Here is an 11,833-nt window from a genome sequence, read left to right as displayed (position 1 = left end):
GAGGTGCGACAGCGGATCAGTACGCGCTGTTGACGTTGTCGATCGAGCCGTAGCGGTCGGCCGCGTAGTTGGCGGCGGCGACGAGGTTGGCGACCGGGTCGTACTGGTCGAACTTGGTGCCCGGGATGTGGTACGCCTTGAAGGTCGGGTAGATGACCTGCAGCAGGCCCTTCGACGGGACGCCGTTGATGGCGTTGATGTCCCAGTTGTTGATGGCCCGCGGGTTGCCGCTGGACTCGCGCATGATGTTCTTGTGCAGGCCGTTGTACGTGCCCGGGATGTTGTGCTTGTCCATGATGAACAGCGCCTCGCGGATCCAGCCGTCGAGGTTGTTCGCGAAGACCGGCGTGCGGGCGACGGAACGGCTCGCGGCCGTCTTCGCCGCGGCGCGCTTCTTCGCGTCCGCCTTGGCCTTGGCGGCGGCGTCGGCCTTGGCCTTCGCGGCGGCCTTGGCCTTGGCGGCGGCCTGCGCGTCGGCCTGCGCGTCGGCCTTCGCCTTGGCAGCGGCCTTGGCCTTGGCGGCGGCGTCGGCCTTCGCCTTCGCGGCGGCCTCCTGCTTCGCCTTCAGACCGATGGTGGTCTGCTGCTCGGTGACGCTGGCGGCCAGCGCCTTCGCCTGCGGGCTGGCGGCGTTGTACGACCAGGCGACCTGCTGGGTGCCGGAGAGGGCCTGGGGCTCGGTCTCGGTGGAGCCACCGTTGCCCGGCACCAGGGAGAGGGTGAGCGCGGCCGCGCCCAGAGCGGCGACGCCGGCGATCGTGGCCTTGTGGGTCTTCTTCAGACCACGAATGTGGCCAGGGGTGTTCGCAGACATAACGGACTACCTCTTCGAATCGCTGGGGGTCGTCGCTCGGCCGGGGCGGCGCTGCGCCTTCATCGGCGGCGACGGGGGCAATTCTTAGCGGCAGCAAAAACGTGTGGCAAAGGTGTGACGTACGATCCCGGGTAGTGGATCAGGGGCCCGTGCACCGGCCACGGAATGCCCTGTGTGGCCAGATTCCTCCACGTCTATCGGGCCTCCCGGCGTCCACTAGGGGCCTTCGTAAGTGATGTGGGTCCTATGCGCGGGCTCACATCGGGCACGTAACAACCTCACCCCGCGTTGCGGGAGCAATGCAGACGGTGAGGCGGCTCCTCCCTAGGCCTCCCGAAGGCCTTCCGAGGGTCCGTCGCAAGGAGGAGAAGGGCGCCGCCGGCCTACGACCGGAGGCGCCCCACCCCTCTCACTCCCTCGCCAGTACCGGTGCCACGTACCGCCCGCTGGCCGGCCGCCGGTCGAGCAGCCGGAGGAAGCCCGGCACGACGGAGTCCGGAGAGGGCCGCGTCCCGGTCCCCGCGGGCTCCGCGGCCGCGTACATGTCCGTCTCCATGTCACCCGGGTCGACCGCCCACACCCGCAGCCCGGGCTCCTCGACGGCGAGCACGCCCGCCAGCAGGTCGACGGCGGCCTTCGACGCCCCGTACCCGCCCCACGTCGCGTACGACTCGACGGCCGCCTCCGAACTGAGCATGATCACCGCCCCCGCGTCGCCCGCCCGCAGCAGCGGCAGGCTCTCCTGCACCAGACCGAGCACCGCGACGACGTTCGTCTCCAGGGCGGCCCGCAGACCGTCCAGCGGCTGATGCTCCAGGCGCGGCAGCGGAGCGGCACCCAGCACGGCCGCGTTGTTCACCAGCAGATCGAGCCCACCGAGCCCCCGGGCCGCGGCCACCAGCGCCCGCCGGTGCGCGGCGTCCCCGACATCGCCGGGCAGCCCGACCACCCGCGTGCCGTGCGCCGCGCGGAGGGCGGCCGCGCTCTCCTCCAGCGCCGGCGCGGTCCGGGCGTTCAGGACGAGGTCCCAGCCCCGTCCGGCGAGCGCGTGGGCGAGCGACCTGCCGAGCCCCTTCGACGCCCCCGTGACGATCGCGACAGCCATGACCCGTCCCCCTATGTATGCGTGGTGCCCCGCACGATCCGCGGGACGCCGCCTGACCTCACCCTCCAGCAGGACCGGGCCCCACCGCCTCGGCCACGGGCCCGGCCCGCCGAGGACGTCGGTCCTAGGTCCCGGGTCCCCCTCCCACGCGTCCTCGGGCGGATACGCACGGTCACACCCCGCCGGTACGGTGAACACATGAGCCATCGACCGAGCTCCGGCCTCGCCGCCGTGAGCACCGCCCTCCTCGCGATGAGCCGCCATCTGGAGGTGCGTGACGTCCTCAAGACGATCGTGGCCTCCGCCCGCGAGCTCCTCGACGCCGAATACGCGGCGCTGGGCGTTCCGGACGACCACGGCGGCTTCGCCCAGTTCGTGGTCGACGGCGTCAGCGACGAGCAGTGGAAGGCGATCGGCCCGCTGCCGAGGCAGCACGGCATCCTCGCGGCGATGCTCCACAAGGCCGAGCCCGAGCGCCTCGCCGACGTCCGGGAGGACCCCCGCTTCGAGGGCTGGCCCGCAGCCCACCCCGAGATGTCCGACTTCCTCGGCCTCCCCGTCAGGGACGGCGACGAGATCCTGGGCGCCCTCTTCCTCGCCAACAAGCGCTGCCCGAAGGAGACGGGAAGCTGCGGATTCACGGCGGAGGACGAGGAACTGCTCTCGATCCTCGCCCAGCACGCGGCCATCGCCCTCACCAACGCCCGGCTGTACGAGCGCAGCCGCGAGCTCACCATCGCGGAGGAGCGCTCCCGCCTCGCCCACGAGCTCCACGACGCCGTGAGCCAGAAGCTCTTCTCGCTCCGGCTCACGGCCCAGGCTGCGGCGGCCCTCGTAGACCGCGACCCGGTCCGGGCCAAGGGCGAGCTCCAGCAGGTCGCCGCCCTCGCCGCCGAGGCGGCCGACGAGCTGCGAGCGGCGGTCGTCGAGCTGCGCCCCGCCGCGCTCGACGAGGACGGCCTCGTCCACACCCTCCGCACCCAGATCCAGGTCATGGACCGGGCACACACGGCCCGGGTCACCTTCGCGAGCCCGGGGATCCGCGCCCTGCCCGCCGCCCAGGAGGAGGCGGTGCTCCGCGTCGCCCAGGAAGCCCTGCACAACGCCCTGCGCCACGCCGAGGCCGAGCTCGTCACCGTCACGCTCGCCCGCAACGGCCCGGGCGCGCGGCTCACCGTCACCGACGACGGCAAGGGCTTCGACCCGCGCACGGTCCGCAGCGCGGGCCGCCACCTCGGCCTGGTCTCCATGCGGGACAGGGCGGGCGGCGTCGGCGGCGGACTCACCGTGACCTCGGCCCCCGGCAAGGGCACCACGATCGAGATGGAGGTTCCCGGTGGCTGACAAGCCGATCCGTGTCCTGCTGGTCGACGACCACCAGGTCGTCCGCAGAGGCCTGCGCACCTTCCTCGAGGTGCAGGACGACATAGAGGTGGTGGGGGAGGCCTCCGACGGCGCCGAAGGCGTCGCCCGCGCCGAGGAGCTCCGCCCCGACGTGGTCCTCATGGACGTGAAGATGCCCGGCACCGACGGCATCGAGGCGCTGAAGCGGCTCCGCGAGCTCGGCAACCCGGTCAGGGTCCTCATCGTCACCAGCTTCACCGAGCAGCGCACGGTCGTCCCCGCGCTGCGCGCCGGAGCCTCCGGATACGTCTACAAGGACATCGACCCCGACGCCCTGGCCGGCGCCATCCGCTCCGTCCACGCGGGACACGTCCTGCTCCAGCCGGAGGTCGCCGAAGCGCTCCTCAGCCAGGATGACTCCCCGAGCGGTACGGGGCGGGGCACGACCCTCACGGAGCGCGAGCGCGAGGTCCTCGGCCTGATCGCGGACGGCCGGTCCAACCGCGAGATCGCCCGCGCGCTCGTCCTCTCCGAGAAGACGGTCAAGACGCACGTCTCGAACATCCTGATGAAACTCGACCTGGCGGACCGCACCCAGGCCGCTCTCTGGGCCGTCCGCCACGGCCTCACCGACTGACGCGCCGGCGCGCCCCCCTCGCGCGCCGGGCGCACGACCGTTCAGTCCTTCATACCGTCGGGTGTATATCCCCCGTTCGGCGCAACCCGGCAGGGGCGGCGGCGTTCTCCATGACGTGCTGCGGCGGACCGGTCGCAGCGATGACCAGGAGGATGTACCAAGTGAAGAACCTCAAGAAGGCCGCTGCCGTCACCATGGTCGCCGGTGGCATCATCGCCGCCGGCGCGGGTGTCGCCTCCGCCCACGGCGCCGAGGCCGAAGGCAAGGCCCTCAACTCGCCGGGCGTCGCGTCCGGCAACCTGGTGCAGGTCCCGGTCCACGTCCCCGTGAACGTCTCCGGCAACACGGTCAACGTGATCGGCCTGCTCAACCCGGCCTTCGGCAACCACGCCCTCAACGGCTGAGCCACCCCCAGAACGACCGGCCCCCGGACGATCCCCCGGGGGCCGGCCCCTTTTCCTTTCCCGGCCGTGCCCCTCGCACCACTCGGCCCTGACGTGCCTCCCGGGCTTCGGCCCCGGGCCGTCGGCTCAGAACCCCCGCTCCCGCTCGCGCTCCCGTTCCCGCTCCTCCACATACGCGTTGTACGCGGCGACCTGCGCCCGCCGGGCCACCCGCTCCACCGGCCGCAGCGCCTCGCCCCGCGCCGCCATCTCGGAGGCGCTGACCGCACCCCCGTGACCGCGGCCGTACGCCAGGTCCACCAGGAGCCCGATCCGCTGGGCCAGCTCAAGGACCCGCACGGCCCGCGGCGGATAGCCGGGAGCGAGCACCTCCCGCCCCACCTCCGCCCGCGCCCGGTACGCCTCGCGTGCCGCGTCGGCCGCCGGACCCGAGGCGGCGACGTCCAGCCGCGTCAGCACCGCCGTCGCGTCCCGCAGCGCCTCTGCGAGCTCCCGCTCCGCCTCACCGAGCGACGGCACGTCCGCGGGCGGAGCCTCCCGCACGGAGAGGCAGCGCCAGACGACCTCCACGTGCACGTCGCCGGCCGGCCCCGCCTCCGAGACCTCCGGCACGAGACCGTACGGCGCGCCGAAGCCGACCACGGCCTCCGCGGCCTCCAAAGCACGCGCGTTGAAATCCGGCGGCCCGCTCAACCCCAGCGGATGCCCCGGCGCGGGCAGCGCCACCCGCCAACCGGTCACCCCGAGCCGACGCAGCCGGCCCAGCGCCAGCGTCAGCCCCACCGGCGCCGCCTCACCCGGCAGCCCCTCCACGCGGTGCACCGCGTCCTCCCCGACAATGGCCAGCGCCGCGTCGTCCGGCGACACCGCCCCGGCCAGCAGGGCATTGCCCCAGGCGGCCAGGCGTCCTGAGCGTGGTTCCGAAAGCATCCCCCCAGACTAAGGACTCAAAGGACGCCCTAGGGACCGGCCCGCTCCGTCGATAACGTAGGTTTTCCCCTGGACGCCGCGCCCATCGGCGCAAGGCGACGACACGACTCGACCGCAAGGGGAGACAACGCGCTCATGAGCGATGTACTGGAGCTGGTGGACGTATCCGTGGTCCGCGACGGACGGGCTCTGGTGGACGAGGTCTCCTGGTCGGTCAAGGAGGGCGAGCGCTGGGTGATCCTCGGACCCAACGGCGCCGGCAAGACCACCCTTCTGAACATCGCCTCCAGCTACCTCTTCCCCACCAAGGGCTCCGCCACGATCCTCGGCGAGCAGCTCGGCGGCGTCGGCACCGACGTCTTCGAACTCCGCCCCCGCATCGGCATGGCCGGCATCGCCATGGCGGAGAAGCTGCCCAAGGGCCAGACCGTCCTCCAGACCGTCCTGACCGCCGCGTACGGCATGACGGCCACCTGGCACGAGGACTACGACCCGGTCGACGAGGAGCGCGCCAAGGCCTTCCTCGACCGCCTCGGCATGAACGACTACCTGGACCGCAAGTTCGGCACCCTCTCCGAGGGCGAGCGCAAGCGCACCCTGATCGCCCGCGCGATGATGACCGACCCCGAGCTCCTCCTCCTCGACGAGCCCGCCGCCGGTCTCGACCTGGGAGGCCGCGAGGACCTCGTCCGCCGCCTCGGCCGCCTCGCCCGCGACCCGTACGCCCCCTCCATGATCATGGTCACGCACCACGTCGAGGAGATCGCGCCCGGCTTCACCCACGTCCTGATGATCCGTCAGGGCAAGGTCCTCGCCGCCGGCCCGGTGGAGATGGAACTGACCTCCCGTAACCTCTCGCTCTGCTTCGGCCTCCCGCTCGTCGTCGAGCGCGTCGGCGACCGCTGGACCGCCCAGGGCCTGCCCCTGAAGTAGCGGACCGGAGCGCCGGCGTCCCGCACAGCCGCCCGCGCCCTGTCCCGGAGGGACCCCACCGCCCTACCATGACCACGTGGACATCGACGCGTGGGTCTGGTGGTTGATCGGCGCGGTGGGGCTCGGCATTCCGCTGGTCCTGACCGCGATGCCGGAGTTCGGCATGTTCTCCGTCGGAGCGGTGGCGGGGGCGGTGACCGCCGCCCTCGGCTTCGGCGTCGTTCCCCAGGTACTCGTCTTCGTCGTCGTCTCGGTCGCGCTGATCGCGGTGGTACGCCCGATCGCCGCCCGCCATCGCGACGGCAGGCCGCAACACGCCTCCGGCATCGACGCCCTGAAAGGGCGTCAGGCCGTCGTCCTGGAACGGGTCGACGTCGCCGGCGGAGGCCGCATCAAGCTCGCCGGCGAGATCTGGTCCGCCCGCGCGCTCGACAGCGGACAGACCTTCGAACCGGGCGACCAGGTCGACGTCGTGGAGATCGACGGCGCGACGGCCGTCGTGATGTGACCGAACCTCGCCCATGACGTCGCGACGTCTGGGAAACTCGATCATCGAAAGCCATCCGGCAGTCAACCGGTAGCGAAGGGCACGGGGAACACGATGTCAGCAGTCATCATCGTCCTGATCATTCTGGTGGTGCTCGTCTTCATCGCCCTGATCAAGACGATCCAGGTCATCCCGCAGGCGAGCGCGGCGATCGTGGAGCGCTTCGGCCGCTACACCCGCACCCTCAACGCCGGACTGAACATCGTCGTCCCGTTCATCGACTCGATCCGCAACCGCATCGACCTCCGCGAGCAGGTCGTGCCGTTCCCGCCGCAGCCGGTGATCACCCAGGACAACCTCGTCGTCAACATCGACACGGTCATCTACTACCAGGTGACCGACGCCCGGGCCGCGACCTACGAAGTCGCCAGCTACATCCAGGCGATCGAGCAGCTCACCGTCACCACCCTGCGCAACATCATCGGCGGCATGGACCTGGAGCGGACCCTCACCTCCCGCGAGGACATCAACGCCGCGCTCCGCGGCGTCCTCGACGAGGCCACCGGCAAGTGGGGCATCCGCGTCAACCGCGTCGAGCTCAAGGCGATCGAGCCGCCGACCTCCATCCAGGACTCGATGGAGAAGCAGATGCGCGCCGAGCGCGACAAGCGCGCCGCGATCCTCACCGCGGAGGGCACCCGCCAGTCCCAGATCCTCACCGCCGAGGGCGAGAAGCAGTCGGCGATCCTCCGCGCGGAGGGCGAGGCCAAGGCGGCCGCCCTGCGCGCCGAGGGCGAGGCCCAGGCCGTCCGCACGGTCTTCGAGGCCATCCACGCCGGCGACCCCGACCAGAAGCTCCTCTCGTACCAGTACCTCCAGATGCTCCCGAAGATCGCCGAGGGCGACGCCAACAAGCTCTGGATCGTGCCCAGTGAGATCGGCGACGCCCTCAAGGGCCTCTCCGGCGCCTTCGGGAACATCGGCGGCGGCGTCCCCGGCTTCAACACCAAGGACGTACCGGCCGCCAGGCGAGAAGAACCCCCGGTTGACTGACACGTACACCTAAAATTCGTGCATGATCGGTGCGAGCCCCTCGACCCTGACGAACTCAGAGCGGGGAGGCGACTCACTGATCATGTAAGGAGATGGCGTTGTCCATCTGGGAAGCACTGGCAGTCTTCGCCGCCGGTATCGGCGCCGGCACCATCAACACCATCGTCGGATCGGGCACGCTCATCACCTTCCCGGTCCTCCTCGCGACCGGACTGCCCCCGATCACCGCGAACGTCTCCAACGCCCTGGGCCTCGTCCCCGGCTCCATCAGCGGGGCCATCGGCTACCGCCGCGAACTGAAGGGCCAGAAGGCCCGCGTCATCCGCCTCGGCAGCGTGGCCCTCCTCGGTGGCCTCATCGGCGCGATCCTGCTGCTCGCCCTGCCGTCCGACGCCTTCGACGCGATCGTCCCGGTCCTCATCGGCGTCGCGCTCGTCCTGGTCCTCCTCCAGCCCCGCATCGCCGCAGCGGTCAAGCGCCGCCGCGAACAGACCGGCACCGAGGCCCACCCCGACGGCGGCCCGGTCCTCCTCGTCGGCCTCCTCCTCGCCAGCATGTACGGCGGTTACTTCGGCGCCGCCCAGGGAGTGCTCTACCTCTCCCTCATGGGCCTGCTGCTCCACGACACCCTGCAACGGATCAACGCCGTCAAGAACATCCTCGGCGCCCTCGTCAACGGAGTCGCGGCCGTCTTCTTCCTCTTCGTCGCCGAGTTCGACTGGACGGCCGTCCTCCTCATCGCCGTCGGCTCCACCATCGGCGGCCAGATCGGCGCCAAGGTCGGCCGAAAGCTGCCGCCTGCCGTCCTGCGCGGGGTGATCATCGCCGTCGGCATCGTCGCGATCCTCCAACTGACACTGAAGTAGACGAGCCGCCCGGCCCACGAAAGAGCCCGCCTCCCCCAGGGGAAGCGGGCTCAAGCCGTACGAGACGGCTGACACCGTACGAGACGGCTGACCCGTACGAGACGCTCTACGCCGCCGAGTTCGCGAGCCACTCCGGCAGCGCCGACCGCTCACCGGCCCGCAGCGCGAGCAGCATCGCGTCAGCCGGCGACGGCACGAACGGCTCGTGCAGCAGTGGCATCCCCGCCTGCTCCGGCGTCCGGTCCGCTTTGCGGTGGTTGTCCTCGGCGCAGGAAGCGACGGTGTTCAGCCAGCTGTCCCCGCCCCCCTGGGCGCGCGGCACGACGTGGTCGACGGTCGTCGCCCTCCTCCCGCAGTACGCGCACCGGTGTTGGTCCCGGACCAGCACCCCCCGCCTCGACCACGGGGCGTGTCTTCGGAAGGGCACCCGTACGTACCGGCAGAGCCTGATCACCCGCGGCACCGGAAGATCGACGGCGGCACCGCGAACCCGCAGCTCGGGATGAGCCTGCTCGACGACGGCCTTGTCCTGCAGGACAAGCACCACCGCACGGTTGAGTGTGACCGTCGAAAGCGGCTCGAAGCTCGCGTTCAGTACCAGCGTGTCCCGCATTGTGCCCACCTCCCGTGTGCCGGCCCCGCCCCGGAGCGGGGCGTGGGGCCTGGATCAACGATGGCCGGGCCGGCCGGGGTCGGACAACGTAATTTCTCGCGCAACAAAAGATGCCCGCTTCTGATCTCTCCAAGACCAGAAGCGGGCAAACAACAAACGAACGATCAGACCGCCGCGGGAGCCGCGTACTCGGCGACCAACTGGGCGCGGCCCAGCGTGTGGAACCGCAGATTGAACCCGATGGCCGCCGGCGAGGCGCCGTCGTCAGGCCCGAGCTTCGCACTGTCCACGGCGTACACCGTGAAGACATAACGGTGCGCGGGATCCCCGGCCGGGGGAGCGGCACCCCCGAACTCCTTCGCGCCGTAGTCGTTCCGGACGTGCACGGCCCCGGCCGGCAGCCCCTCGAACGACCCCGACCCGGCACCGACGGGCAGCTCCGTCACCGACACCGGGACGTCGAACAGCACCCAGTGCCAGAACCCGCTGCCCGTCGGGGCGTCCGGGTCGAAGCACGTGACGGCGAAGCTCTCCGTCCCCTCCGGGAAGCCCTCCCAGCGCAGGTGCGGAGAGGTGTTCCCCGCCGCGTACACCTGCGCGTCCTTCAGGACCCCGCCCGGCGTGACGTCGTCGCTCACCACCGTGAACTCCGCCACCGGCGGGTGGAAGTCATGGGGAAGCGGCGCCCTCTTGCCCTCGGACACGTGGAAACCTCCGTAAAGCCCGTACCTGCTGCCTCGACAGCCCGTCGCCGTCGAGCCTAGAGCCAGTTGCGACGGCCGCCGACCTCGGCGAGCCACTGGTTCAGGTACGCCGCCCAGTCGGTCGTGTGGAAGTCGTGCAGCCCCACCTTGAACGCACGGAAGGAGTCGCTGCCCTCGCCGAACAGACCGGGCTTCTTGTCCATCTCCAGGACGACGTCCATCTCGCGCTCGTCGGCGACGAAGCTGACCTCGACCTGGTTCAGGCCGCGGTACTGCTGCGGCGCGAAGAACTCGATCTCCTGGTAGAAGGGCAGCTTCTGCCGCGTCCCCCGGATGTGCCCGCGCTCCATGTCGGCGCTCTTGAAGCGGAAGCCCAGACCGATGAAGGCGTCCAGGATCGCCTGCTGCGCCGGCAGCGGGTGCACGTTGATCGGGTCCAGGTCACCGGAGTCCACGGCCCGGGCGATCTCCAGCTCGGTGACCACACCGATGTTCATGCCGTGCAGCTGCTGACCGGAGACCGACGTCACCGGCGTCTCCCACGGCACCTCCAGACCGAACGGCACCACGTGCACCGCGCCGGCCTTCACCTCGAAGGCACCGCCCAGCCGCACCTTGAGGAACTCGATGTCCTGCTTGTGCTCCTGGTCGCCACCCTCGACCTCGACCCGCGCCTGCAGCCCGACGGAGAGCGCCTCGATCTGCTGGTCGACGCTGCCGCCCTGGATCCGCACCTCACCCTGGACGACACCACCCGGGACCACGTTCGCCTCGGAGAGCACGGTCTCCACGGTGGCCCCACCGGCACCCAGGCTCGCGAGCAGCTTCTTGAATCCCATGACATCCACTCCTTCTCGGTACTGACCTCTACATACGCGCGACGACCGTAGCCGGTTCCCCGCCGCCCGCCACTACGCTCGGCCGCCATGAGCGACACCCCTTCCCGTTCGCGCCTCCCGAGGGCCTTCTTCGACCGCCCCGTCCTTGAGGTCGCGCCGGACCTGCTCGGCCGCACCCTCGTCCGCAACTCACCGGACGGACGGATCGAGCTGCGCCTCACGGAGGTGGAGGCGTACGCCGGCGCGATCGACCCCGGCTCGCACGCCTTCCGCGGCCGCACCGCACGCAACGCCGTCATGTTCGGCCCGCCCGGGCACGCGTACGTCTACTTCACCTACGGCATGTGGCACTGCCTGAACCTGGTCTGCGGCCCCGAGGGCGAGGCGAGCGGTGTCCTCCTCAGAGCGGGAGAGATCCTGACGGGTGCCGAGCAGGCCCGCCCCCGCCGCCGCTCGGCCCGCCACGACAGGGAGCTGGCCAAGGGCCCCGCCCGCCTGGCCACGGCCCTGGACGTCGCCCTCTCCCTGAACGGCACGGACCTCTGCGCCGCCGCCCCGGATACCCCTCTGGCCCTCTTCGCCGGCACCCCACCCACGCCCGACAGCATCAGCAGCGGCCCCCGCACAGGAGTGGGCGGCGACGGCGCCCCGCACCCCTGGCGCTTCTGGATCACGGACGACCCGACGGTCAGCCCGTACCGCCCCCACACCCCCAGGAATCGCCCCCTTGACTCTGGCCGCCCGAGCGCCTAACGTAGCCCGAGCCGCAGGAAACGGGCCTGCTTGTTCGAGCACCCCGTAGCGGCCATCCACTACTCTCGATGATTCCCCAGCAGGGGCGTATTTCGGCATCCCGAAATTCGTTTCGAATGGCTCGATTATGAGTCGCCAGAGAAATCAGCTAAAGTAGTGACCACGCCGAAAGGCCCCCGGAGTGAAAACAAAAGGGACCGGAAAGCATCGAGGGAATCGGATGGAAAACATCTGATAAGCTTCGGAACGAAGGAAAAGTCCGGAGGAAAGCCCGCGAGGGTGAGTACAAAGGAAGCGTCCGCACCTTGAGAACTCAACAGCGTGCCAAAAATCAACGCCAGATTAGTTGAT

Annotated in this window: 15 protein-coding genes; 8 read left to right on the top strand and 7 right to left on the bottom strand. The window is 70.6% G+C overall.

Going from position 1 to position 11,833, the window contains the following annotated elements:
• Window positions 1-16: 16 nt before the first annotated feature.
• Together IE124_RS06065 and IE124_RS06060 are read right to left on the bottom strand one after the other, a co-directional pair.
• Window positions 17-814 carry a transglycosylase SLT domain-containing protein gene (locus IE124_RS06065; protein WP_189505608.1) on the bottom strand — a complete coding sequence of 266 codons (798 nt, stop codon included), beginning with the start codon at window positions 812-814 and terminating at the stop codon, window positions 17-19.
• A gap of 409 nt (window positions 815-1,223) precedes the next feature.
• Window positions 1,224-1,919 (bottom strand): SDR family NAD(P)-dependent oxidoreductase, encoded by a 696-nt coding sequence (locus IE124_RS06060; RefSeq protein ID WP_189505606.1) that lies wholly within the window; start codon window positions 1,917-1,919, stop codon window positions 1,224-1,226.
• Between the two features lie 198 nt (window positions 1,920-2,117).
• Here IE124_RS06060 and IE124_RS06055 point away from each other — a divergent pair, with 198 nt between their 5' ends.
• The 3 genes from IE124_RS06055 to IE124_RS06045 all read left to right on the top strand — a co-directional run bounded on the left by IE124_RS06055 (window position 2,118) and on the right by IE124_RS06045 (window position 4,304).
• Window positions 2,118-3,263 (top strand): GAF domain-containing sensor histidine kinase, encoded by a 1,146-nt coding sequence (locus IE124_RS06055; protein ID WP_189505604.1) that lies wholly within the window; start codon window positions 2,118-2,120, stop codon window positions 3,261-3,263.
• On the top strand, window positions 3,256-3,900 hold the full coding sequence (locus tag IE124_RS06050) for a response regulator (RefSeq protein WP_189505602.1): 645 nt from the start codon (window positions 3,256-3,258) through the stop codon (window positions 3,898-3,900). The genes IE124_RS06055 and IE124_RS06050 overlap by 8 nt, the downstream gene beginning before the upstream one ends.
• Window positions 3,901-4,061: 161 nt before the next feature.
• Window positions 4,062-4,304, top strand: a complete 243-nt coding sequence (locus tag IE124_RS06045) for a chaplin (RefSeq protein WP_189505600.1) — start codon at window positions 4,062-4,064, stop codon at window positions 4,302-4,304.
• 126 nt (window positions 4,305-4,430) lie between these two features.
• On the opposite strand, the gene IE124_RS06040 is transcribed toward IE124_RS06045, so the two are convergent.
• Window positions 4,431-5,234 (bottom strand): Rv1486c family protein, encoded by an 804-nt coding sequence (locus tag IE124_RS06040; RefSeq protein WP_189505599.1) that lies wholly within the window; start codon window positions 5,232-5,234, stop codon window positions 4,431-4,433.
• Between the two features lie 135 nt (window positions 5,235-5,369).
• Here IE124_RS06040 and IE124_RS06035 point away from each other — a divergent pair, with 135 nt between their 5' ends.
• The 4 genes from IE124_RS06035 (at window position 5,370) to IE124_RS06020 (ending at window position 8,573) form a co-directional block, all read left to right on the top strand.
• On the top strand, window positions 5,370-6,167 hold the full coding sequence (locus tag IE124_RS06035; RefSeq protein ID WP_189505597.1) for an ABC transporter ATP-binding protein: 798 nt from the start codon (window positions 5,370-5,372) through the stop codon (window positions 6,165-6,167).
• Between the two features lie 76 nt (window positions 6,168-6,243).
• Window positions 6,244-6,675, top strand: a complete 432-nt coding sequence (locus tag IE124_RS06030; RefSeq protein ID WP_189505595.1) for an NfeD family protein — start codon at window positions 6,244-6,246, stop codon at window positions 6,673-6,675.
• A 93-nt stretch (window positions 6,676-6,768) separates the two neighbouring features.
• Window positions 6,769-7,707: an SPFH domain-containing protein gene (locus IE124_RS06025; RefSeq protein WP_189505593.1), complete on the top strand. Its 939-nt coding sequence runs from the start codon at window positions 6,769-6,771 to the stop codon at window positions 7,705-7,707.
• Window positions 7,708-7,799: 92 nt separating this feature from the next.
• Window positions 7,800-8,573 carry a sulfite exporter TauE/SafE family protein gene (locus IE124_RS06020; RefSeq protein ID WP_189505591.1) on the top strand — a complete coding sequence of 258 codons (774 nt, stop codon included), beginning with the start codon at window positions 7,800-7,802 and terminating at the stop codon, window positions 8,571-8,573.
• Window positions 8,574-8,679: 106 nt separating this feature from the next.
• Here the strand turns inward: IE124_RS06020 and IE124_RS06015 are convergent, their stop codons facing one another.
• From IE124_RS06015 to IE124_RS06005, 3 genes are all read right to left on the bottom strand, one after another.
• A complete protein-coding gene (locus tag IE124_RS06015; RefSeq protein WP_055644289.1) occupies window positions 8,680-9,186 on the bottom strand; it encodes an HNH endonuclease in 507 nt (168 codons plus the stop codon).
• Between the two features lie 164 nt (window positions 9,187-9,350).
• Window positions 9,351-9,890, bottom strand: a complete 540-nt coding sequence (locus IE124_RS06010; protein WP_189505589.1) for a YbhB/YbcL family Raf kinase inhibitor-like protein — start codon at window positions 9,888-9,890, stop codon at window positions 9,351-9,353.
• 56 nt (window positions 9,891-9,946) lie between these two features.
• Complete coding sequence (locus IE124_RS06005) at window positions 9,947-10,729, bottom strand: sporulation protein (protein ID WP_055644291.1); 783 nt, start codon at window positions 10,727-10,729, stop codon at window positions 9,947-9,949.
• 87 nt (window positions 10,730-10,816) lie between these two features.
• On the opposite strand from IE124_RS06005, the gene IE124_RS06000 reads away from it, so the two are divergent.
• Window positions 10,817-11,482 carry a DNA-3-methyladenine glycosylase gene (locus IE124_RS06000; RefSeq protein WP_189505587.1) on the top strand — a complete coding sequence of 222 codons (666 nt, stop codon included), beginning with the start codon at window positions 10,817-10,819 and terminating at the stop codon, window positions 11,480-11,482.
• Between the two features lie 125 nt (window positions 11,483-11,607).
• Here the strand turns inward: IE124_RS06000 and IE124_RS34695 are convergent.
• Window positions 11,608-11,833 (bottom strand): hypothetical protein (locus tag IE124_RS34695; protein WP_229832207.1); only part of this gene is annotated, 226 nt, incomplete at its 5' end.

This window comes from Streptomyces narbonensis, assembly GCF_014649015.1.
GTDB lineage: Bacteria > Actinomycetota > Actinomycetes > Streptomycetales > Streptomycetaceae > Streptomyces > Streptomyces narbonensis.
This window is presented reverse-complemented; position numbering and strand designations above follow the sequence as displayed.

Bases quoted from the DNA above. Each gene is read 5' to 3' on its own strand.
- IE124_RS06065 (WP_189505608.1), bottom strand. From the start codon at position 814: ATGTCTGCGAACACCCCTGGCCACATTCGTGGTCTGAAGAAGACCCAC.
- IE124_RS06060 (WP_189505606.1), bottom strand. From the start codon at position 1,919: ATGGCTGTCGCGATCGTCACGGGGGCGTCGAAGGGGCTCGGCAGGTCG.
- IE124_RS06055 (WP_189505604.1), top strand. From the start codon at position 2,118: ATGAGCCATCGACCGAGCTCCGGCCTCGCCGCCGTGAGCACCGCCCTC.
- IE124_RS06040 (WP_189505599.1), bottom strand. From the start codon at position 5,234: ATGCTTTCGGAACCACGCTCAGGACGCCTGGCCGCCTGGGGCAATGCC.
- IE124_RS06035 (WP_189505597.1), top strand. From the start codon at position 5,370: ATGAGCGATGTACTGGAGCTGGTGGACGTATCCGTGGTCCGCGACGGA.
- IE124_RS06025 (WP_189505593.1), top strand. From the start codon at position 6,769: ATGTCAGCAGTCATCATCGTCCTGATCATTCTGGTGGTGCTCGTCTTC.
- IE124_RS06020 (WP_189505591.1), top strand. From the start codon at position 7,800: ATGGCGTTGTCCATCTGGGAAGCACTGGCAGTCTTCGCCGCCGGTATC.
- IE124_RS06015 (WP_055644289.1), bottom strand. From the start codon at position 9,186: ATGCGGGACACGCTGGTACTGAACGCGAGCTTCGAGCCGCTTTCGACG.
- IE124_RS06005 (WP_055644291.1), bottom strand. From the start codon at position 10,729: ATGGGATTCAAGAAGCTGCTCGCGAGCCTGGGTGCCGGTGGGGCCACC.
- IE124_RS06000 (WP_189505587.1), top strand. From the start codon at position 10,817: ATGAGCGACACCCCTTCCCGTTCGCGCCTCCCGAGGGCCTTCTTCGAC.